We start from the raw sequence: 21,555 nt of genomic DNA, 5'->3' as shown, positions 1-21,555 counted from the left end.
GCGGCTCACCGCAAGTGACGGACGACGTGGACATGCAGGTCAGCGACCGCCTCGTCGGGCGCGTGCTCGACGGTCGCTACCGCGTGGGCGCACGGGTCGCCAAGGGCGGCATGGCCACGGTCTACCAGGCGCTGGACATGCGGCTGGACCGGACCGTCGCGGTCAAGGTGATGCACGACGGGCTCGGTGACGACGCCCAGTTCACCCGCCGGTTCGTGGCCGAGGCCCGGGCGGCGGCCCGGCTGTCCAACCCGAACGTGGTGGCCGTGTTCGACCAGGGCGACGACAACGGCACCCTGTTCCTGGCGATGGAGTACATCCCCGGCCGCACGCTGCGGGACGTCATCCGCGACGAGGCACCGCTCTCCCCCGCCCGTGCGCTCGACCTGCTCGCCCCGGTCCTGTCCGCGCTGTCCGCGGCCCACGACGCGGGCATCGTGCACCGCGACATCAAGCCGGAGAACGTCCTGATCTCGGACAAGGGCGTCGTGAAGGTCGCTGACTTCGGTCTGGCCCGTGCGGTCAGCGCGACCGGCAACACGGCCACGCAGGGCCTGCTGATGGGCACGGTGTCGTACCTGGCGCCCGAGCTCGTCACGGACGGTAGCGCGGATGCCCGCTCGGACGTGTACTCAGCCGGCATCCTCCTGTACGAGATGCTCACCGGCAACAAGCCGCACTCCGGTGACACCCCCATTCAGGTCGCGTACGCCCACGTGCATGCCGACGTACCGCCGCCCTCGCTGGAGCAGCCGAGCATCCCGCCGTACGTCGATGCGCTCGTGCAGCGCGCCACCGCGCGCGACCGGGACCTGCGGCCGACCGACGCACGCGTGTTCAGCCGGCAGGTGCTTCGGGTGCACAGTGCGCTCGAGGAAGGGCTGCCGGACGACCCGGAGCTCACCGGCGACCTCACCGTGCCGCTCCAGCAGATCAGGCAGGACAGCGGGTACGACGACGGCTACACGCGCGGCGAGCCCATGGACGAACCACCCCTGCGGCACGACACCATCGTCGTACCCGTGGACCGCGGTCGGCCGACCGGTGGACCCGCCAAGGCACCAGCGAAGCTACAAACACAGCGTCGCAGCCGTGGACCTGTCGCCCTGCTCCTCATCCTGCTGGCCGCCATCGCCATCGGCACCTCGGCCTGGTTCTACGGCGTCCACCGCTACACGTCGACACCGGACCTGACCCGGATGACGCCGGCAGCAGCGGCCGAGAAGGCCCAGCAGGCCGGCCTGACCACCACCCTGGCCAACCACGACTTCTCCGAGGACGTACCCCTCGGCGAGGTGGTCAAGACCGACCCCGGGCCGGGCGACCGGATCCGGAAGAACGGTGAGATCGGTCTGACCGTGTCCAAGGGACCGGAGCGGTACCGCATGCCGCAGCTGGTCGGGCTGCAACTCGACGCGGCCCAGCAGGCGCTCGGACCGATCAAGCTGAACACCGGGCAGATCAACGAGCAGTACAGCGAGACCGTGGCGCAGGGCAAGGTGCTGGCGACGTACCCGAAGTTCAACTCGGTGATGAAGCCGGGTGACGCGGTCAACTTCGCGGTCAGCAAGGGGAAGCGGCCGATCACCGTGCCGGACTTCACCGGCAAGTCCTCCCGGGACGCCGGCAAGGCACTGCGGAAGCTGGGCTTCGTCGTCGGCCGCACCGAGAAGTACGACCAGAAGGTGCCCGAGGGCGACGTGATCAGCCAGACGCCCAACAGCGGCACGCTGTTCGCCAAGGACAAGGTGCAACTGGTCGTGTCGAAGGGCCCGCCGCTGGTCGACGTACCGAACGTCAAGCGGAAGACCACCACCGAGGCCCAGCAGATCCTGACCGCGGCCGGGTTCACCGTGAAGGTGGAGGAGGCGCCGTTCAACCTCGGGCTGAACATCGTCGCCGCGCAGAACCCGGGAGCCGGCAAGAAGGCGCAGCCGGGCACCGAGGTCACGATCACTGTGCTGTAACCCACCATGCGCCGTTTTGGCTTGCGTGCAAGGGATCTGGTGAGATTGCCCGGTGAACCGATCGCGTCTCGCCGTACTGGCCCTGCTCGCGGTCGCGGCGGCGTGGGGGTCGACGTTCTTCCTGACCAAGGACCTGCTCACCCGGATGGACGTCGCCGACTACCTGGCGTTGCGGTTCCTGATCGCGTCGGTGGCGCTGCTGCTCGTCCACCCGCCCGCGATCTCCCGGCTGAGCCGTCTGGACCGTGGGCGGGCCGTTGCCCTGGGCATCACCTACGGCATCGCGCAGCTGGTCCAGACCGAGGGCCTGCGGCACACCTCGGCCAGCGTGTCCGGGTTCGTCACCGGGATGTACGTCGTACTGACGCCGCTGCTCGCCGCCGTGATCCTGCGACACAAGATCGGCCGCTGGGCCTGGTTCGCCGTGATCCTTGCCACAGTCGGCCTCGGGGTCCTGTCGCTACGCGGCTTCAGCATGGGCACCGGTGAGCTCCTGACACTCGCCTCGGCCGGTCTCTACGCGCTGCACATCATCGGGCTCGGCGCTTGGTCGACACCGCAGAACGCCTTCGGCCTGTCGACGCTCCAGATGATCGTGATCACCTGCGTCTGCGCGGTCGGAGCAGTGCCTGGCGGATTCTCGGTACCGCACGGCGCCGGCGACTGGGTCAGCGTCGTCTACATGGCCCTGGTGGCCGGTGCGCTCGCGTTGATCGTCCAGACTTGGGCACAGGCACACCTCACGCCGACACGGGCGGCGATTGCGATGACAATGGAACCGGTGTTCGCCTCGGCGTTCGCGGTGCTGTTCGGCACAGAGAGCGTCACCTGGCGGATGCTGGTCGGCGGCGCACTGGTGGTCTCGGCCATGTACCTGGTCGAGCTGGCACCGCGGCGTAAATTCGAGGCGGAAGTGCAGCATCTGGCTCAGTAGGAGGGGACATGCGGGACAGCGGGGGACGCGGCCGGTGGTACCCGGCTGTCGTGATCGCGCTCCTGCTTGCCATCCTCGCTGCCGGTGCGGCGAACAACCTCGTCCGCAACCCACAGCCTCGCCTGGTCGCGGACGGCGTCCCCGGCCATGCGACAGCCCACACCGCCTCCTCGCTCGGTGGCGGCGGCGAGCGGTACGCCGAGATGGTCCAGCACGCTCTCGCCGACCTCAGCGCCCTCACCCTCCCCAACGGCGCCACCCTGGCCGGCTGGGACGGCCCCTGGCGCTACGTCTGGCCCCGCGACGCCTCGTTCGTCGCGGCGGCCCACTGCGCGATCGGCCAGTACGACGAAGCCCACAAGGTGCTGGCCTTCCTGGACACCGTCCGCCCGGCCACCGGCCGCTGGGAAGCCCGCTACACCGAGACCGGCGCCCACGTGCCCGACGGTCGTGAGCCGCAGCTGGACGCGTCGGGGTGGGTGCTGTGGGCAACCTGGATGTGCCGGTCCGGCAACCAGTACTGGGACCTCGTCAAGGAGTCGGCCGACCAGATCGTGCGTGAGCTGACGTCCGACGGTCTGCCGAATCCGTCACCGGACTACTGGGAACGCTCCGAGAAGCAGCTCACGCTGGGCACGGTCGCACCGCTGCTGACCGGCCTCCGGTCCGCGGTCCGGATCGCTACAGAGCAAGACCGGCCGGCCGACGCCACCCGCTGGCGGGCGGCGCTGCAAAAGTTGTCACAGGCAACCGACCAGGTGTTCGGACCCGAGTACCCGCGCTCCCCGGCCAAGGCCGTCAGCTTCGTCGAGCCGGGCGTCGAGCCGGTCGGCGTCGGTGGTGGCGCGGACGCGATCGTCACCGTTCTCGGTCCACCCTTCGCACCCGCCCGGCCCGTCGTCTCCACGGCGATCGACCGCGCCCACGCCGTACTCACCCAACCCAACGGTGGTGTGACACCGGGCGAATCCTGGCGTGCGGACGGGGTGTCCTGGACTCCTCAGACTGCCTTGTTCGCACTGAGTGCCGCAGCGCGAGGTGATCACGCTCGAGCTGAACAGTTGCTGTCCTGGCTGGATCGGAACCGGACGCGCAGCGGCGCGCTACCGGAGAAGGTGAACCGCGACGACGAGCCGGCCGGCGAGGCGCCACTCGCGTGGACCTCCGCACTGGTCATCCTCGCCGCCACGGCACTCCAGAACCCACTACCGATTCCCTAGTCCATCGCCGTCGCCTCGAGGGCGACCAGCAAGTCCGGACCAGCCAGGCTCGCCACCCCAAGAACGCTGCTGGCGAAGCGGTCCGGCGACCCGCCGAAGCGCTCGGCCAGTACGCCGAAATGCTGCAGCAACAGGCCGACATCGGTGGTGTAGATGTTGAGCCGGACCACGTCCGCCACCGTCATCTCCGCTCCGGCCAGGACCGCCTCCAGGTTGTCCAGCGCCAGCCCGAGCTGCGCCGCCATGTCACCGGGGTGCTGCGCACTGCCATCGGCGTCGACCGAGTCCTGCGCGCTGCAGATGAGCTCCCGCCGACGGCCCTCGACCAGCTGCGCCTGATCGAAGCCGAGCCCGAGCGACCAGTTCCAGGGGTTGACCGCGGTGCGTTCCATGATGATCTCCTTCGTAGTTAGTTAGGTAACTAACCTAGAACCGACCGCCGACAGTTTTTATACTCGTACTCGTGAGCGAGCAGCGGGCGGGTAAGCGGGAGCGGTTGGTGGGCGCGGCCGAGGAGCTGGTGTACCGGCAGGGAGTGGCGGCGACGACGCTCGCGCACATCGCCGAAGCGGCCGATGTGCCGTTGGGGAATGTGTACTACTACTTCCGCACCAAGGAAGACATCGTCGGTGCCGTCGTGAAGGCGCGGGTGGAGCAGACCGCGGCGACGCTCGCCGAGCTGGAAGGGCGGCATCGGTCGCCGAAGGCACGGCTCAAGGGGCTGGTCGACGTGCTCGCTGGGCGTGCAGAGGAGACGGCTCGGTTCGGCTGCCCGTACGGGACGCTGGCCGCGGAGCTGGCGAAGCGTGCGGACGGGACGGATCCGGTCGCCGCGGATCTGCTGCGGGTCTCGCTCGAGTGGGCCGAGGAGCAGTTCCGGGCGATCGACCGGCGGGCGGCCCGGGACCTGGCGGTGGAGCTGATCGCGACGTACGAAGGCGTGGCGCTGCTGGCGCACACGCTTGGCCGGCCCGACGTACTGACCCGCCAGGCTCGGCGTCTCCGGCGGTGGATCGACGAGCTACCGGTGACGCCGAGCAGGACGGCTTAGCAGATCTCCATCGCGTCGTGGGTCGGCGCCTCCGGGCGGGCGGTGCTGGTCCTGGCCGAGTAGAAGAACGCGGTGGACGCGATGTCGTCCTGCAGCGGGAGGTAGCGGCCGCCGGAGCGCCAGCCCAGGGCCTGGATGTCGGCGCGGAGGCGCTCCTTGAAGCGGATGGGGTCTGGCAGGTGGAAGCGGTACATGCCGAAGCGTTGCTGGCTCGCGTACTGCCCGTCCGGCCGGATGACCTGCGGCAAACCCAGGTACGGCGTACTGAACTCCGTGTAGCCGCCCAGGTGGGGTACGTCGAAGTTCCAGGCGCCGCCGAAGTAGTCCTCGGTGCCGGTGCCGCAGATGGTCGGGAACTCCTCGTCCCCGTCGAGGTAGAACTTGATCTCGCCCTCGCCCCACCAGCCGCTGCTGTTGACGCCCCAGGCCAGGTAGGTGCCGACGTAGTGCCCCGGTCCCTCGACCCCGTCCAGCAGCGTGTGCACGGTCTTAGCGGGGAGCGGGTTGCTGCGCCGCCACTGCGCGTGCAGGTACGCCGACCGCTCCGGCACAGCGCCCAGCCAGTAGTCGACCTGGAAGTAGACGACCACCTTCTCCTCAGAGGTGTTCTCCAGCGTCAGCAGCGCCTGCTGGTTGAAGGGCATCTCCCAGTAGCAGTTGAAGCCACCGTTCGGGTTCACCGCCACCGGGAGCGAGCTGACCTGAGCGAACTTCCCCCAGCCGGAGCAGAAGAAGTCGCCGACCGGGGTCTCGATCGCCGGCGCCGCGTCGCCGTCCCAGTGCGCCCGCAGTACCAGCCGGCGCCAGTTGTCGGTGTGCGTGGTCAGCCAGAGGTGGGTGATGCAGCCTGCGCCGGCGATGTCGGCCAGCGTCGCGGTCTCCCCGGGTGCGAGCTCGATCGAGGGCGAGACCTTCCAGCCCTGGCCGAGGTCCCGGGCCGCGTGCGCACCGGTCCCCTCGGTCCGCCGGCCCCCCTGGCCGGGCTCGCCGGTCGGGTTCTCCGCGCTGATGGAGCGGGACTCGACGTCGGCGAGCCCGCTGATACCGGACAGGTTCCCAAGAGTCATACGGTGACCCTAGACGGCGTCAGGCTCGGTGGGAAATCGATTGCTCAGTAGCTGGACTCAGCAGATCGGCGGTTGGCGTCGTCTGAAGGGGTGACGGCGGCGACGCGCGGCCGGGACGAGGAGACCTGGGGTGACCTTCGACGAGTGGACCCGGACCGGGCTGCCGAAGCTGCTGCGGTTCGCGACCGTGCTCTGCGGCAGCCCGCACCAGGCCGAGGACATCGTCCAGGACGTGGCGATCAAGGCCCAGCGCGGCTGGGACCGGATCGGCTCGGTGGACAACCCCGAGGCGTACGTGCGCCGGATGGCGGTCAACGAGTACCTCTCCTGGCGGCGCAAGTGGGCCCGGTACGTCCCGATCGCGGACGTCGACACCGGCGCCAGCCCGGACCACGCCGACCGTACGGCGGACCGCGACCAGCTGCTCGGCGAGCTGGCCAAACTCCCCCGCCGGCAACGAGCCGTCCTGGTACTGCGGTACTACGGCGGCCAGACCGACAACGAAATCGCCGAAACCATCGGCTGCTCGCCAGGCACCGTGCGCGCCCACGCCTCCCGAGCTCTAGCCACCCTGCGCATCGAGTTCACCAGCCACCGTGTGACGGAGGACGTCCACCATGCGTACTGAAGCAGATCTTCGCGATGCCTTCGAGGACCTCGCCGACCAAGCCCCCCACCCCGCCGACATCCACGCCAGGCTGCAGCGGGGCAGCCGACGAACGACCCACCGCCGGACCGCGGTGGTCGTCGGCACGGCCCTGGTCACGGCCACAGCCGCGGTAGCGGCGATCGTCGTACCGCGGGTGATCTCCTCGGCCCCCCAGGTGGCCGACGAGGAGAAACAACCGTCGGCCTGGTCCAACTGGGTCGGCCTGCACCTTCCGAAGGACTTCGAGATCACGGCGCAGATACACACTGCGAACCGCCAGCACTACGAGCTCCTGCAAACGGGCAGCCCGTGGGCGACCCTCTGCGAGCTACAAGTGAGCCGGAACGGCGACTTCGACCCGGCGACCATCCCGTCCGGGAGCCCGGCCCAGCGAATCGCCGACCGGACGGGTCGGGTCGTGACGTCGACGCGCGAGCACCCGTTCCTGGCCGCGCCGTACGGCGTGATCAGCCAGGAGCCGCTGGCAGCGGTCGGCAAGACACTCGTCTGGCAGCCGGCGCAGGGCCTCTGGGCCTTGCTGTCGTGTGAGTCCCAGCAACACCTCGGCACCGTGAAGGTGCCGAACGTCACCGCGCCGTACGACGCGAACGTCCCACTGGCCACGAAACTTGGCGCGGCGCTGTCCGGCGGCTCGCGCCTCGGTTCACCGTTCGTGGTCGGCGAGCTGCCGGCGGACCTGATCGCCCGGCGGGCCACCTTCGGTCCCGATCGGCGCGGTATCCCCGGCAACGGGAACAGCTTCGCGGTCGTCTGGAGCGACGGCAACCCGGCCACCGGGTACCGGCCGACACCCTCGCCGAAGGTGCGCTTCGACCGGAAGACCGGCAAGCCGGTCACCGCACCCGTGGTCGGCAATCCGGCCTGGAGGTTCCAGCCGGGTGACGACCTGGCGATCCGGTACGACACGAGCAAGACGTGGGACCAGTTCAGCCGCGGCAAGTACCTCGAGCCGGACGGGACGATCCACGGCATGAAGGCCTTCTTCACCCGCGACCTGGCCGAACTGGGCACAGCATTCACCAAGGCCGAGGCCGACAGGCTCACCCGGCAGAAGCCCGTCCTGCGGCTCGAGGGCAACGGCGTGGCCGTCATGATCGAGAGCATCGGTGACCAGTTGACGCAGGACCAGCTCCGGCACGTCGCGGAAACCCTGCAGCTGACCACGACACCGAATCAGCCGGCGCGCTGGTTCGACGCGGCTACCGCCATTCACTGACCGTCAGCAGGGCCGGACCCTGGCTGCCAGCTTGTCGAAGGACAGGCAGGCCCAGGGCCGGCCCTGATCGCGGTGGGCGCGAATGATGAGTGGGTAGGCGTCGGCGCCGTGGATTTCTGGGGTCTTGTCGGTTTTGAGGGAGCCGATGGCGCCGCCGCGGGACTCGGTTGCCGAGCGGACGTCGGCGACCGTGACCGCGGTGTGGGACGCCTTGGTCGCGGCATCATGTGCGTCGGTGGCGACCTGGAGGGCGAACTTGATCTCCGGCGGCTGCGACCAGGTGGTCTGGGAGACCGGGAAGACCACGCCGAACATCACCAGTCCGATCACCGTGATGATCTGCCGCAGCCGCCGGGTCTGGTCGGACAGCAGGAGGGCGCAGCACGCGAAGGCCAGCAGCAACGGCAGTCCGCGCAGCAGCCAGTGGCGGTCCAGCCGGGCGTCCACGGCGAAGCCGGCCGCGACCGCGATCACCAGGCAGAGGACCGCGGCGCCGAGCGCCTGGAGCCGAGGCGGGACGGACCGAAAGGCGGGCGCCGGCGTCGACGGGGTCTCGGATGACATGCCGCCGACGATAGACGTTCCCGACGCGCCGGGCCGGACGGTGGTGGCCCTGTCGGAGTGGAAGATTCGGGTCCAGTCCTCATCGCCCCAAGGATTGGACCATCGTGACTTCTGATCTGTGGAGTATCTCCCGGCGCCGGGTACTGCAACTCACCGGCGGAGCGGCCGCCGTCGGCGCCGTCGACCTCACCGCGCCGGCCCCGGCAAGCGCCGCTGCACCCAACCAAGCCGTACTGACCGAAGGCACCAACCTCATGGTGTCCGTCTCACCCGACGGCAGGTGGCTCGCGTTCGACCTCGCCACCGCGATCTGGGTGACCCCGGCCACCGGCGGTACGTCGAAACGCCTGACCGACGACCTGCAGGACGCGACCCGGCCGCGCTGGTCGCCGGACGGCCGGCGGATCGTGTTCCAGTCGTACCGCGACGGCAACTTCCACCTCTGGGCGATCGGCCGCGACGGCAGCGACCTCCAGCAGCTGACCACCGGCCGGTACGACCACCGCGAACCGCACCCCACCCCGGACGGCCGCGCGATCGTCTTCTCGAGCGACCGCGGCGGCAACGGCAGCTACGGCGTCCACCGCCTCGACCTGAGTACGCACGCCATCGTCGCCCTCACCGACGACCTCACCGAGGAAGCCGAGCCGACCGTCTCTCCGGACGGCACCAAGATCGCCTTCACCGTCGACACCAGCTCGATCGTCGAGCTCGACCTCACCACGGGCGCCCGCAAGACGCTGGTCGCGGCACAGACCGGGATCAGCCTGTTCGGCCCGTCGTACTCCCCTACCGGCGGGCTCGCCTACGTCCGGCTCACCGGTCCGACGTCGGACCTGGTCGTCGACGGTCAGCAGGTCACCACCGGCCGCGACGTCTTCGCCGTACCGTCGTCCTGGTCGGCCGCCGGCGAGCTCTTCTACACCGCGGACGGCGTGGTACGACGGCGCACGCAGACCGCGGATGCCGTCGTACCGTTCGCGGCGACCGTGCCGGTGACGTCGAAGCGACCGCGGCCGAAGGCACCCGACCTCGACTCGACCGGCAGGCGTCCGGTCCAGGGGATCGCGAGCCCGGCCGTCTCGCCGGACGGCAAGCAGCTCGCCTTCCGGGCCCTCAACGCGCTCTGGCTGACCACCACCGACGGCAGAGGCAAGCCGCGGAAACTGGTTGCCGATGGCTACTTCAACTCCGACCCGGACTTCTCTCCCGACGGCAAGAAGTTGCTCTACGCAAGCGATCGCGACGGTACCGCCGATCTCTGGCTGCACGACCTGGCCACCAGCCAGGACACCAAGCTGTCCGGCCTCCCCGGCGCCCAGACCGCGCCGCGTTTCTCCCCCGACGGCAGTCAGATCGCCTATCAGGACCAGGACGGCATTGCCTGGGTCCTCGACCTCGCCTCCGGCCAGGTTCGGCAGCTCACTCCGACCCTCTTCCAGCCCGGCCGGGTCAGCTGGTCGCCGGACGGGAAGACGCTGGTCCTGGCCGCGGTGAAGCCGTTCTCCAAGCGTTTCCGCGAGGGCACCAGCCAACTGCTGTACGCCGACGTCGCGTCCACGGCGCTGGAGTACGTCGAGCCGATGCCGTTCCGCTCGCTCGCGACCCGCGGCGACGACGGCCCGGTCTTCGCGCCCGACGGCAAGCGCCTCGCGTTCGTCGTCGAGAGCCTGCTGTACGTCGTGCCCGTCGACCAACGCGGCCGCTTCACCGCCGAGCCCCGCGCGATCACCGCCGAGGTGACGGACTCGCCGGTCTGGCAGGACAGCCGGACGCTGCTCTACCTGAACAACGGACGGTTGCGCCGGGCAACGATCGCCGGGTCCCGTGCACAGACGGTCAAGGTCGACCTGCAGTACCGCCGGGCGACGATCAACCAGCACCTCACGATCCACGCCGGAGCCCTCTGGGACGGTCGCGCCCAGACGCTGCGCAAGGACGTCGACATCGTGGTGGACGGCTCGCGCATCGCCGCAGTACGACCCCACAGCGGGACGGCGGACGTCGATGCGGCCGAGCTCACCGTCATGCCCGGACTGATCGATGCGCACAACCACTGGCACCTGCGCGGGCGAGCGTGGGGTGCGCGGCAGGGCAACCTGTGGCTGGCCTACGGCATCACGACCACGCGGTCGCCGGGTGACCCGGTCTACCAGATGCAGGAGACCCGGGAGGCGCTCACCAACGGGACGCTCCGGGGGCCGCGGTACTTCGCGACCGGCGAGGCGATCGACGGCTCGCGTGTCTTCTACAACTTCATGCGGCCGACGCTGTCGGTGCAGCAGCTCGGGCTGGAGATCGACCGGGTCGAAGGGCTCGCCTATGACCTGGTGAAGACGTACGTGCGGTTGCCGATCGAGCTGCAGCGGCGGGCGATCGCCGCCGTACACCAGCTCGGCCTGCAGCTGTCGTCGCACTACCTCTACCCGGCCGAGCATCTCGGCATGGACGGGATGGAGCACACCGGCGCGACCAACCGGCTCGGCTACTCACACACGGTCAGCAAACTGGGCCGTGCGTACGCCGATGTGGTCACGCTCTTCACCAAGGCGGGCCTCTCCGTCACACCAACCCTCTTCAACTCCACCATGGCGCACGTCGACGACCCTTCCCTGCTCACCGACCGCCGCACCACAACCCTTTATCCCCAGTGGGAGTACAACGCCCTCATCGCCGAGGTCAATACCGCCAAGGGACCGGCCGGCGTCACGACCCGCGAGCTGCTGCGTGGCAACGTCGACATGGTGCTGCGGATCCACCGCGGCGGTGGGCTGGTCATCTCGGGCACGGACACACCGCTCGACAACATGGCGGTGTCGCTGCACGCGAACCTGCGGTCGATGGTGGCCGGCGGGTTCACGCCGTACGAAGCACTGACCACCGCCACGCACAACCCGGCCCGGTGGCTCAACCTCGAGGACAAGCTCGGTGTCGTCAAGCCAGGCGCCCAGGCGGACCTCTCGTTCGTCACCGGCAACCCGCTGGCCGACATCCGCGCCGCGGCCGCGGTCGACCGGGTGATGATCGCGGGCCGGCTGCACACGGTCGACGAGCTGCTCGCGCCGTACGCCGGCAGCACACCGGCGAAGCCCGCCGCCCACACGGCCAACGCGCCCCAACCGCTCACCCGTGCGCAGGCGCACGCCCACGACAGCACCTACTGGTGGCACGAGCCGGAGTGGCTGCACCGCGTCTGCTGCGAGAGCTAGCCGAGAACTAACCCGTGAGCTAACCGAGAGCCCGAAGTGCCGTCGCGAGGATGACCTTACGGTGCTCGGGACTGAGGGTGCCGTCGCCGAGATCGAGCGCGGCGACGGTGCCCTCCTTGGCCGCCGCATAGGCCGCACGCGCCTCGATCAACCGCTCGGGCTCCGCCGAGCCCCGCGCGAGGGCCGCGATGATCGCCTCCGCCATCTCCGCCGGCGTGTGCGGCAGCCGCTCGTCGAGCAACGCCCGGACCGCCGGATCCGAGCTGACCACCGGCATCAGCTGCCGAGTCTCCGCCGTGAAGTCGATGAACGCACCCAGCAACTCCTCGGCGCCGAGCTTGCCGCTCCGCGCCCGCTCGGCCAGCTCGGCGTACGCCGCCAGTGGCTCGGCCAGGATCGCGTCGAGCACGTCGGCCTTCGACCGGTAGTGGTAGTAGAGCGCGGCCGGCGTGGTGCCGAGCGCCCGCGCGATATCCGCGATCGACGTCCCGCGGTATCCCTGCCGGGCGAACAGGTCCCGCGCGATCGCCAGGATCTGGGCCTTGGTGTCCATACCTCTCAGCCTACTTGCTAAACGCTCAGTAAGTTGCTTAGTCTCCTACTTAATGAACATTTAGTAAGGGAGCTCGCGATGGACACACCCGTGCTGATCACCGGCTGCTCGACCGGAATTGGGCGCGCCACGGCGCTCGCCTTCGCCCGATCGGGGCGACCGACCTGGGCGACTGCCCGAAATCCGGCGGCGCTGGACGAGCTCGCGGCCGTCGGGTGCCGGACGCTGGCGCCGGACGTGACAGATGAAGCCCAGCGGGTCGAGGCGGTCAAGCAGGTCGAGGCGGAGCACGGCATGGTCGGCGTGCTGGTGAACAACGCCGGGTATGCGCAGACCGGGCCGGTGGAGGAGGTGTCGGTCGGGCAGCTGCGGGCGCAGTTCGAGACGAATGTGTTCGGCCTGATCCGGATGGCTCAGCTGGTGCTGCCGGGGATGCGGGCGGCCGGGGGTGGGCGGATCGTCAATCTTGGCTCGGCGGGCGGTTTGATGGCGTTCCCGGGCGTGAGCGCTTACGCGATGACGAAGTGGGCGCTGGAGGCGATGTCCGACGCGTTGCGGTACGAGACGCGCTCATTCGGCGTGCGCGTCGTACTGCTCGAGCCGGGCGGGGTGGTCAGCAACTTCGCCGCTACCGAGGAGGCGACGTGGCCGCAGTACGCCGACAGTCCGTACGACGGGTTCCGGCGCAACCACCGGGATCGGATGGCGCGCTTCAACCGGGCCGGTGCGCCCGGGATGTCGTCGCCGGAGAACGTTGCGAAGGTGATCGTCCGCGCCGCCACCACGCGACACCCGCGAGCGCGGTACAAGGTCGGAGTGGCTCCGCGGGTCCTGCCCGTGCTCTACCGATTGCTTCCGAACCGCGGGTGGGACGCACTCGTCGGCCGGATGTTCCCGGTCTAGAAGGTCGTGGTGAGGTCCTGGGTCCGGCCGGTCGCGGCGGCGCGGTACGCGGACTCGATGATGTCGATGACGTGCCGCGCGTGCTCTGCGGTCACGATCGAGGGCGTGCCGTCGCGGACCCAGTCGACGAGTTGCATGACGTCCTCGTAGACGTGCTGCTCCTCGATCTCCCGGTGGACGCCGGTCACGTGCGGGAGCAGGGCCTGGTTGCCGGGGCCGCGGGGTGAGAGCTCGGCAGGGTTGCGGTGGGGGAAGTCGAACGGCTCGTCGTTGAGCAGCAGCCCGTCGATGGTGCCCTTCGTGCCGTAGTACGTGCCGCTGAAGCCGCCGCGCATGCCGCCCGCGGCGGTCCCGGTCGCGACGCAGTACAGGTTGTCGCCGAAGTCGATCAGCACGATGGTGTTGTCGTCGGCCTCGGTGCGGACGTCGGCTCCCCCGCTGGTCCGCACCGGGATCCGAACGCCCGACATCGCCGTCACGCGCTTGGCCGGCCCGAGGATCCCGGTCACCGCGTGCAGTGCGTACACCGTCATGTCGTACATCGGCCCGCCGCCGGGCTTACGGAAGTACCACGACGGATCGATGTTCGTCAGTACGTCGTTACCGCCGCGCACCGACTCGTCCTCGTGGTAGGTCCCGAACGCGGCGCCGCAGCTCACCCAGGACAGCGTGCCGACCGCGCCCTCGGCGATCAGCTCGCGCGTCCGCACGTGGTGCGGGCGCAGCATCTCCCCCGGCGACGCGACGATCCGCAGGTCGTTGGCGGCCGCGAGCTCGATCAGTTCGGTCGCCTCGGCGACGGTGATCGTCATGGTCTTGTTGAAGTGCACGTGCTTGCCGGCCTGCAACGCGAGCTTGCCCTGCTCGTAGTGCAGGCCGATCGGGGAAGCGATCGTGACGGCGTCGACGTCGCCGCGCGCCAGCAGGTCGTCGTACTCGACGAAGGCTCGCTCGACTCCGAACTTCTGTGCGGCCGCCTCCGCCCGCCCGGCCACCGGGTCGCAGACCGCGGCCGGCGTCACTCGCCCGGCGAGATCGGGCTGACTCAGATGCGGAAGGAGTCCGCGCACCGAGATGCTTCCTGCTCCGACAACACCCATCCGCACGGAGTCGGCCATGCCCGCAATGCTAGGCAGCCGAGGACGGGCCAGGCAGCCCTCGTCTCAGGAAGCGGCTAGAACGGGAGCTTGGGCTGCGGCGGCGCGTGGGTCGGGTCGACGCCGTCGAACAGGCTGCTCACGGACTCGCCGCCGTGGATCCGCTTGATCGCCTCGGCGAACAGGCCGGCGACGGACGTGACCTGGAGCTCCGGGAAACCGTCGGGACGCGGCACGGTGTTCGTGCTGATCACCTCGGAGAGCGACGGGTGCGACCGGAGCCGCTCGACCGCCTTCCCCGCGAACAGACCGTGCGTGCAGGCGACCGCGGCCTGGGTGCAGCCGAGGTCCTTCAGCCGGTCCAGCAGCTCGATGATCGAACCGCCGGTGGCGATCTCGTCGTCGAGGATGATCGCCCGCTTGCCGGAGACGTCGCCGACGATCGTGTCGATCACGACCTTGTCGTCGGACAGCCGGCGCTTGCTGCCGGCCGCGACCGGCAGGCCGAGCAGCCGGGCGAACTGGGTCGCGGTCTTCGCGTTCCCGAGGTCCGGGCTGACCACGACCGTGTCGCTCAGGTCACGGCCGCGGAAGTGGTCCGCGAGCACGCCAATGGCGGTCAGGTGGTCGACCGGCACCGAGAAGAAGCCGTGCACCTGCGGCGCGTGCAGCGCCATCGTCAGCACCCGGTTCGCGCCGGCCGTCGTCAGCAGGTCGGCCACCAACCGGCCGCCGATCGAGATCCGGGACGCGTCCTTCTTGTCGGACCGCGCGTACGCGTAGTGCGGCATCACCGCGGTGATCTGCTGCGCCGAGGCGCCACGCGCGGCGTCGATCATCAGCAGCAGCTCCATCAGGTGCTCCTGCGTCGGCGGAACGAGCGGCTGGACGATGTAGACGTCCCGCTGCCGGCAGTTCACCTGCAGCTGCACCTGCAGGCAGTCGTTGCTGAAACGGTGGATCTCCACCGGCGACAGCGGTACGCCGAGATCCCGGCAGATCTCCTCCGCCAACTCAGTGTGCGCACTTCCGCTGAACACGACGATCTCTCGCACGGCTCTCCCCGAACGCTCCCGACCGATACAACCGAAGCGTACTTGGCGCTATCCGGAGCAGCGGCTTCGGGCCGTCCTGCGGTCATAGGGCGTACCCAGTTCCCCCCGTGAGGTGTTCGGTCGACTGACGGCCGGCGAGCTACCGGCGGGCAAGTCGCAGTACGCGCTCGAGGCGGAGCTGACGCGGCCGAGTTACTCGACGTTGTCGACGCAGGTGCGCGGCCGGTGGGAGTTCCAGTCGTCAGCGCAGGACACGGTGCTGCCACTGCTCGGGATCCGGTACCAGCCGCGGGTCGACATCAACAACACCGTCGCCCGCACGCCGGTCACGCGCTTCCCGGTGATCGTCGTGCCGTCGGGCGGTGCCACCCTTCCGAAGCTGCGGAGCGCAAAGCTGCAGTACTCCGCAGACGGCAAGAGCTGGCAGGACGCGGTCCTGCGCCGTGCTGGAGAGGGACGCTACGTGGCGACCTTTCCGACGCCGGCATCAGGCGACAGCATCTCCCTCAAGACGACGTTGATCGATGCCGCCGGCAACAGTTCGGAGCTGACGACCATGGATGCCTACCACCTCCGATGACGCCGTGTTGCTAGCTCAGTAGTCCGGCCAGGACTGTCGCGGCCTTGCGGCAGTCCTGGGCGGACGCGTCGAGGTGGGTGACGACTCTGAGCTGGGTGGCGCCGACGCCGCCCACCAGGACGCCGGCGGCCTTGGCGGACTCGACGACCTCGGCGACGGTCTTGCCGGTGGCGGCGAGGTCGGCGACGACGATGTTGGTCTCCACCTGATCGGGCTTGACCGAGCCGGTCGCGGCGTCGGCGAGTACTTCGGCGATCGCGCGGGCGTTGGCGTGGTCCTCGGCCAGCCGCTCGACGTTGTGCTCGACGGCGTACAGACCGGCAGCGGCCAGCACGCCGGCCTGCCGCCAGCCTGCGCCGAGGCGTTTCCGCCAGACCCGGGCCTCGCGGATCAACTCAGCCGAGCCGACCAGCACCGAGCCGACCGGCGCGCCCAGGCCCTTGGACAGGCACACGCTGGCCGCGGCGGCGCGGGACGCGTACGACGCCGGGGTCCGACCGGTCGCGACGGCGGCGTTCCAGAGCCGGGCGCCGTCGAGGTGCAGCGGGATCCCCCGGGCATCGAGCTCGTCGGCGAGCGCATCGAACCCGTGCTGGATCGAGCCGCCGCCGAAGTTGTGCGTGTTCTCGACTGACACCGCCGACGTCCGGACGAAGTACGGGCCGAGGTCGGGGGCGATCAGCGACCGGATCTGCTCGAGGTCGATCTGCCCGGCGGCCGCGGTCCAGGTGCGCGTGGTGACGCCGCTCGCGGCCGCGTGCGAGCCGAGCTCGGCGCGGACGATGTGGGCGCTCGACTCGCACAGCACCTCTCCGCCGCGCGGGACCAGCGACATCACGCCTAGGATGTTCGCCAGCGATCCGGTCACCGTGAACAGGCCCGCTTCGTGGCCGAGCAGGCCGGCGACCGTCTCCTCGAGGCGGTTGACCGTCGGGTCCTCGCCGTACACGTCGTCGCCGAGGGGTGCGGACGTCATCGCCGCCAGCATCGCGGTGGACGGCCGGGTGACGGTGTCCGAGCGCAGGTCGATCACGCCGGTTGTCATCCCTGGGCGCCGCGGAGCCGCTCGGCCACCAGGAACGCGAGCTCCAGCGACTGGTGCCGGTTCAGGCGCGGGTCGCAGGCGGTCTCGTACCGGTTGACCAGGTCCTCCGCGACCAGCTCCTCGCCGCCGCCCAGGCACTCGGTGACGTCGTCGCCGGTGAGCTCCATGTGTACGCCGCCCGGCCACGTCCCGACCTGCTCGTGCGCGTCGAAGAAGCCCTGCACCTCGTCCATCACGTCGTCGAAGTTGCGGGTCTTGTACCCGTTCGGCGTCTCGAAGGTGTTGCCGTGCATCGGGTCGCAGACCCACGCGATCGGCGAGCCGTGGTCGCGGACCGCCTCCAGCAGCGGCGGCAGCCCGGTGCGGATCTTGCCTGCGCCCATCCGGGTGATGAAGGTGAGCCGGCCCTCGATCCCCTTCGGGTTCAGCTTGTCGATCAGCGCCCGGATGTACTCCGGGGTCGTGGTCGGGCCGATCTTCACCCCGAGCGGGTTGCTCAGCGAGGCGAGGAACTCGACGTGCGCGCCGTCCAGCTGCCGGGTCCGCTCCCCCACCCAGAGCAGGTGGCCGGACACGTCGTACGGCTGCTCGGTACGCGAGTCGATCCGGGTCAGGGCGTGCTCGTACTCGAGGATGAGCGCCTCGTGCGAGGCGTAGAAGTCGACGGTCTTGAACTCGTCGGCGGTCGCGCCGCAGGCCCGCATGAACGCGAGGGCGCGCTCGATCTCGGAGGCGAGCTGCTCGTAGCGGCGGCCGACCGGGGACGACTTCACGAAGTCCGTGTTCCAGGCGTGCACCTGGTGCAGGTCGGCGTACCCACCGGTGGTGAACGCGCGGGTCAGGTTCAGCGTCGCGGCGGCCGCGTTGTAGACGCCGCGCAGCCGCTGCGGGTCCGGGATCCGCGACTCGGGGGTGAACTCGAAACCGTTCACCGCGTCACCGCGGTACGACGGCAGCGTGACGCCCTCGCGGGTCTCCTCGCCGGAGCTGCGGGGCTTGGCATACTGCCCGGCGATCCGACCGATCTTCACCACCGGGACACTGGCCGCATACTGCAGGACGACGGACATCTGCAGGAGCACCCGGAGCTTGGCCCGGATGTTCTCCGCGGTGACGCCGTCGAAGGTCTCCGCGCAGTCGCCGCCCTGGAGGATGAAGGCCTCGCCGCGGGCGACCGCGCCGATCTTCGTGGTCAGGTCGTCGCACTCGCCGGCGAACACCAGCGGCGGCAGCTTCCGGAGCTCGGCGATCACCTGCTCGAGGCGGGCGGCGTCCGGCCATTCCGGCTGCTGCAGCGGCTTCAGCGCCCGCAGTTCGTCCAGGCTCGGAACGCCGGGCACTTCACCCGTGGTCAAGGTCGCGAATTGCATGGGGCCAACTCTAGGCGAAGCACTTCAACGCAAGGTGACCGTCTCAGGTCAACGAGCCCGGATCCGCGGGTACGTCGACCGCGTGCTCGCGCAGGACCGCCAGCGGAATCGTGTCCAGAGACCGGGCGTGGGTCGAGGCGAGGACGACGGGAGCCGCCGCGCCGTCGTGGTACGCCTGCAGCCAGCGGGCGGCGACCACGCACCAGCGGTCGCCCGGCTTCAGCCCGGCGAAGCTGAACTCGGGACGCGGTGTGATCAGGTCGTTCCCGACCGATGCCTGATGGGCGAGGAAGTCGGTGGTCATCACCGCACACACCGTGTGACTGCCGAGGTCCTCCGGACCGCTCGTGCAGCAGCCGTCGCGGTAGAAGCCGGTCACCGGGTCGGTGCCGCACTCCTCGAGCGGTTCACCGAGGACGTTCAGGTCGCTGTCCATGGCGACCATCCTCACCGGCGCCGGCGGATTTCCGGGTCAGCTGGCCTTGGTGTCGCCGAGCCGGATGTGCTCGTCGATCGACTCGCCGGCCCGGAGCAGCTGCTTGGCCCGCTCGGCGTACATGTCGACGTACTCCTGGCCGGACAGCTCCATCAGCGCGTACATGATCTCGTCGGTGACCGAGCGCAGGACGAAGCGGTCCTTCTCCATGCCCTCGTACCGGGAGAAGTCGAGCGGCTTGCCGAACGCGACGCCGGGACGCACGGTCCGCGGGAACAGCCGGCCCTTCTCGCGGTGGAACAGCTTCGGCAGCATCGTGCCGACCGGCTGCACCTTCTCGGTGTCGATCATCGCCACCGGGATGACCGGGACGCCGGCCACGATCGCCATCCGGGCGACGCCGGTCTTGCCCTTGTAGAGCCGCCCGTCGGGTGAGCGGGTGCCCTCGGGGTAGATGCCGAACAGCTCGCCCTTCCGCAGCCGCTCCAGGCCGGTGTTCAGCGCGGCCATCGAGGCGCGGCCACCGGAGCGGTCGATCGGGATCTGGCCCATGGACCGGAAGAAGGTGGCCTGCAGCCGTCCCTTCAGCCCGGGCGCGGTGAAGTACTCCGACTTGGCCGGGAAGACGATCTGCCGCGGGACGGCGACCGGCAGGAACAGCGCGTCCAGCGAGGCGAGATGGTTGCTGACCAGCAGCGCCGGGCCGTCGGTGGGAATGTTGTCGAGGCCGGTCACTTTGGGCCGGAAGATCAGGTTGACCAGCGGTGCCACGAAATATCGCCTGAGGAACAGGTACAGCATCCGCCTCGACCTCCGTCAGTCGCCCGACTCGCTCACCTGACCATGTTCACGATCCCATGATCCCCGCTGCGGACACTACGTTCCAGCTTCCCTCTCAGGCAATGTCACCGCCAGGAATGCGGATGTTGCTCACCGTGTTGTCACCTGGATGCAGACTGGACGCAGCTCAGATGGGACCATTGAGCGGCGCCTGGACCGGCAACGGGCCGGGCGTCTGTGAGGACCGTGAGCCGGCGAGGAGTCGAGCGTGCCAGTGCAAGCCCACGCGGAGGAGTTCCGCAGTCCCGGGGCCGGGGAGAACGCCGCCGTCGGAGTCCTGCTCAGCCACGGGTTCACCGGTTCACCGAAGTCGATGCGGCCGTTCGGTGAACACCTGGCGGCCCAGGGGTTCGGCGTCGCCGTACCGCGGCTGCCTGGTCACGGGACCAGCTGGCAGGAGCTGAACAAGACCGGCTGGCCGGACTGGTACGCCGTACTCGACAACGAGCTGGAGCGACTGCGCAAGGAGCACGACCAGGTGTTCCTGGCCGGCCTGTCGATGGGCGGCTGCCTGGTGCTGCGGCTCGCCGAGCAGCACGACGCCGACGTTTCCGGTCTGGTCCTGATCAACCCGTCGGTGCGCACCGACGACAAGCGGATGGCACTGCTCCCGGTGCTGGCCAAGCTGGTGCCGGCGTTCCCCGGCATCTCGAACGACATCAAGAAGCCGGACATGGACGAGGGCGCCTACGACCGGATGCCGTTGCGCGCACTGCGCTCGCTGTCCAAGCTCTGGCAGCTCACCCGGGACGATTTGGCCAAAGTCACCCAGCCCGTGCTGCTGTTCCGCAGTACTGTCGATCATGTGGTGGAGCCGAGCTCGGGGCGGACGGTGCTGGCCTCGATCTCGTCCCGCGACGTGACCGAGACCCTGCTCGAGGACAGCTACCACGTGGCAACCCTGGACAACGACGCACCGCGGATCTTCGCCGACTCCGCGGCCTTCATCGCCCGACTGAGTGGCATCGCGCGGCTGAGTGGTCGTGTCGATGCGTGACAACGGGCTGACCGCGGCGTCGTACTCGTCGCTCGGGGGGATCGACCCGCTCGTCGCCGAGCCCGTCCTGGCGGCGCTGGCCGAGGTGGGCATCGCGGCGTACTGCGAGAACCAGAGCGAGGCCCGGACGCCGGCGGTCGAGCCGGACACGGAGCCGGACACCGCGGCGAACACCGACTCGGCGACGCAGGAGGGGCCGGGCGAGCCGGTGCACGTTCCAGCCGGGTACGACGAGATCTTCGTCGACGCCGAGGCCGTGGAGCGGGCCCGGCCGGTGATCGAGCGCAGTACCGAGGATGCCGAGTGGGCTTCGCTGGTCGAGCAGTTCAACCAGCCGTCCGCGCCGGGGCACGACGGCGGTGACGATCCGGTGCCGCGGTGGCCGGTGAGCGAGGACGTGGACGAGAAGTACGAGCCGCTCATCGACGTACCGTCCGGGCTGGTGGTCGCGGAGCCGGCCGACGAGGAAGCGGACGAGCGGCCGCCGCGGAAGGCCGACGACCCGCACGACCACTTCATCCCGCCGGAGCCGCCGCGTGGTCCGCGGCTGGACTGGATCAGCCGGGTCGCGTGGCTCGGGCTGATCGGCGGGCCGCTGCTGCTGATCCTCGCCGCGCTGCTGGACTTCGGGACCGGGCGGATCACCACGCTCGCGGTGGTCGGGTTCATCGGTGGGTTCCTGACCCTGGTGATCCGGATGAAGGACCGGCTGCCACCAGGTGACAGCGGCGACGACGGCGCGGTCGTCTGAGTTAGAGTGCGGATCGTCGGACAATCCGAC

Annotated in this window: 21 protein-coding genes; 11 read left to right on the top strand and 10 right to left on the bottom strand. The window is 69.7% G+C overall.

All coding sequences use genetic code 11. The features are described from left to right. Positions 1-14 precede the first annotated feature (14 nt). The 3 genes from pknB to AB0E69_RS36760 are packed head-to-tail and all read left to right on the top strand — an operon-like array spanning position 15 to position 4,121. The gene (pknB, locus tag AB0E69_RS36770) at positions 15-1,967 is read left to right on the top strand and encodes a Stk1 family PASTA domain-containing Ser/Thr kinase (protein WP_360157396.1); all 1,953 of its coding nucleotides are present in this window, start codon (positions 15-17) and stop codon (positions 1,965-1,967) included. A gap of 52 nt (positions 1,968-2,019) precedes the next feature. Then, the gene (locus AB0E69_RS36765; protein ID WP_360157393.1) at positions 2,020-2,901 is read left to right on the top strand and encodes a DMT family transporter; all 882 of its coding nucleotides are present in this window, start codon (positions 2,020-2,022) and stop codon (positions 2,899-2,901) included. 8 nt (positions 2,902-2,909) lie between these two features. After that, the gene (locus AB0E69_RS36760) at positions 2,910-4,121 is read left to right on the top strand and encodes a glucoamylase (protein WP_360157390.1); all 1,212 of its coding nucleotides are present in this window, start codon (positions 2,910-2,912) and stop codon (positions 4,119-4,121) included. Here the strand turns inward: AB0E69_RS36760 and AB0E69_RS36755 are convergent. After that, positions 4,118-4,513 carry a RidA family protein gene (locus AB0E69_RS36755; protein WP_360157387.1) on the bottom strand — a complete coding sequence of 132 codons (396 nt, stop codon included), beginning with the start codon at positions 4,511-4,513 and terminating at the stop codon, positions 4,118-4,120. The two genes, AB0E69_RS36760 and AB0E69_RS36755, sit on opposite strands and share 4 nt — an antisense overlap. Positions 4,514-4,584: 71 nt before the next feature. On the opposite strand from AB0E69_RS36755, the gene AB0E69_RS36750 reads away from it, so the two are divergent. Continuing rightward, positions 4,585-5,172 (top strand): TetR/AcrR family transcriptional regulator, encoded by a 588-nt coding sequence (locus AB0E69_RS36750; RefSeq protein ID WP_360157384.1) that lies wholly within the window; start codon positions 4,585-4,587, stop codon positions 5,170-5,172. Here the strand turns inward: AB0E69_RS36750 and AB0E69_RS36745 are convergent. Beyond that, positions 5,169-6,239, bottom strand: coding sequence for a glycoside hydrolase family 172 protein (locus tag AB0E69_RS36745; RefSeq protein ID WP_360157381.1), 1,071 nt, complete (start codon positions 6,237-6,239; stop codon positions 5,169-5,171). The genes AB0E69_RS36750 and AB0E69_RS36745 overlap by 4 nt on opposite strands. A 130-nt stretch (positions 6,240-6,369) precedes the next feature. Between AB0E69_RS36745 and AB0E69_RS36740 the strand changes: the two genes are divergently transcribed. Together AB0E69_RS36740 and AB0E69_RS36735 are read left to right on the top strand one after the other, a co-directional pair. After that, positions 6,370-6,867: a SigE family RNA polymerase sigma factor gene (locus AB0E69_RS36740; RefSeq protein ID WP_360157378.1), complete on the top strand. Its 498-nt coding sequence runs from the start codon at positions 6,370-6,372 to the stop codon at positions 6,865-6,867. Then, complete coding sequence (locus tag AB0E69_RS36735; protein ID WP_360157375.1) at positions 6,857-8,125, top strand: hypothetical protein; 1,269 nt, start codon at positions 6,857-6,859, stop codon at positions 8,123-8,125. The genes AB0E69_RS36740 and AB0E69_RS36735 overlap by 11 nt, the downstream gene beginning before the upstream one ends. A 3-nt stretch (positions 8,126-8,128) precedes the next feature. On the opposite strand, the gene AB0E69_RS36730 is transcribed toward AB0E69_RS36735, so the two are convergent. Beyond that, entirely contained in the window at positions 8,129-8,689 is a 561-nt protein-coding gene (locus AB0E69_RS36730; RefSeq protein WP_360157372.1) for a hypothetical protein, read from the bottom strand. 104 nt (positions 8,690-8,793) lie between these two features. Here AB0E69_RS36730 and AB0E69_RS36725 point away from each other — a divergent pair, with 104 nt between their 5' ends. Further along, complete coding sequence (locus AB0E69_RS36725; protein ID WP_360157369.1) at positions 8,794-11,898, top strand: amidohydrolase family protein; 3,105 nt, start codon at positions 8,794-8,796, stop codon at positions 11,896-11,898. Between the two features lie 19 nt (positions 11,899-11,917). On the opposite strand, the gene AB0E69_RS36720 is transcribed toward AB0E69_RS36725, so the two are convergent. Then, positions 11,918-12,451 (bottom strand): helix-turn-helix domain-containing protein, encoded by a 534-nt coding sequence (locus AB0E69_RS36720; protein WP_360157366.1) that lies wholly within the window; start codon positions 12,449-12,451, stop codon positions 11,918-11,920. 78 nt (positions 12,452-12,529) lie between these two features. Here AB0E69_RS36720 and AB0E69_RS36715 point away from each other — a divergent pair, with 78 nt between their 5' ends. After that, entirely contained in the window at positions 12,530-13,354 is an 825-nt protein-coding gene (locus AB0E69_RS36715; protein ID WP_360157363.1) for an SDR family oxidoreductase, read from the top strand. Here the strand turns inward: AB0E69_RS36715 and AB0E69_RS36710 are convergent. Next, a complete protein-coding gene (locus tag AB0E69_RS36710) occupies positions 13,351-14,472 on the bottom strand; it encodes a Gfo/Idh/MocA family oxidoreductase (RefSeq protein ID WP_360157360.1) in 1,122 nt (373 codons plus the stop codon). The two genes, AB0E69_RS36715 and AB0E69_RS36710, sit on opposite strands and share 4 nt — an antisense overlap. A 56-nt stretch (positions 14,473-14,528) precedes the next feature. Next, on the bottom strand, positions 14,529-15,506 hold the full coding sequence (locus AB0E69_RS36705; RefSeq protein WP_360157357.1) for a ribose-phosphate pyrophosphokinase: 978 nt from the start codon (positions 15,504-15,506) through the stop codon (positions 14,529-14,531). A gap of 112 nt (positions 15,507-15,618) precedes the next feature. Here AB0E69_RS36705 and AB0E69_RS36700 point away from each other — a divergent pair, with 112 nt between their 5' ends. Next, a complete protein-coding gene (locus tag AB0E69_RS36700) occupies positions 15,619-16,086 on the top strand; it encodes a hypothetical protein (protein WP_360157354.1) in 468 nt (155 codons plus the stop codon). A gap of 10 nt (positions 16,087-16,096) precedes the next feature. Here the strand turns inward: AB0E69_RS36700 and AB0E69_RS36695 are convergent, their stop codons facing one another. From AB0E69_RS36695 to AB0E69_RS36680, 4 genes are read right to left on the bottom strand one after another with little or no spacing between them, the layout of a single operon-like run. Further along, positions 16,097-17,119 carry a GntG family PLP-dependent aldolase gene (locus tag AB0E69_RS36695; RefSeq protein WP_360157351.1) on the bottom strand — a complete coding sequence of 341 codons (1,023 nt, stop codon included), beginning with the start codon at positions 17,117-17,119 and terminating at the stop codon, positions 16,097-16,099. Between the two features lie 8 nt (positions 17,120-17,127). Continuing rightward, complete coding sequence (locus AB0E69_RS36690) at positions 17,128-18,501, bottom strand: class II 3-deoxy-7-phosphoheptulonate synthase (RefSeq protein WP_360157348.1); 1,374 nt, start codon at positions 18,499-18,501, stop codon at positions 17,128-17,130. A gap of 43 nt (positions 18,502-18,544) precedes the next feature. Beyond that, positions 18,545-18,937: a DUF2237 domain-containing protein gene (locus AB0E69_RS36685; RefSeq protein ID WP_360157345.1), complete on the bottom strand. Its 393-nt coding sequence runs from the start codon at positions 18,935-18,937 to the stop codon at positions 18,545-18,547. A 36-nt stretch (positions 18,938-18,973) separates the two neighbouring features. Next, positions 18,974-19,738: a lysophospholipid acyltransferase family protein gene (locus AB0E69_RS36680; protein ID WP_360157341.1), complete on the bottom strand. Its 765-nt coding sequence runs from the start codon at positions 19,736-19,738 to the stop codon at positions 18,974-18,976. A 247-nt stretch (positions 19,739-19,985) separates the two neighbouring features. Here AB0E69_RS36680 and AB0E69_RS36675 point away from each other — a divergent pair, with 247 nt between their 5' ends. Both AB0E69_RS36675 and AB0E69_RS36670 read left to right on the top strand, forming a co-directional pair. Then, on the top strand, positions 19,986-20,774 hold the full coding sequence (locus AB0E69_RS36675; protein ID WP_360157338.1) for an alpha/beta fold hydrolase: 789 nt from the start codon (positions 19,986-19,988) through the stop codon (positions 20,772-20,774). After that, the gene (locus tag AB0E69_RS36670; RefSeq protein ID WP_360157335.1) at positions 20,767-21,525 is read left to right on the top strand and encodes a hypothetical protein; all 759 of its coding nucleotides are present in this window, start codon (positions 20,767-20,769) and stop codon (positions 21,523-21,525) included. Before AB0E69_RS36675 ends, AB0E69_RS36670 begins: the two co-directional genes overlap by 8 nt. Positions 21,526-21,555: the final 30 nt, after the last annotated feature.

The sequence above is a fragment of the Kribbella sp. NPDC026611 genome (assembly GCF_040638345.1).
In the GTDB taxonomy this organism is placed as follows: domain Bacteria; phylum Actinomycetota; class Actinomycetes; order Propionibacteriales; family Kribbellaceae; genus Kribbella.
The sequence above is the reverse complement of the archived record's forward strand: the minus strand, read 5'-3'. Positions and strand labels throughout refer to the sequence as shown.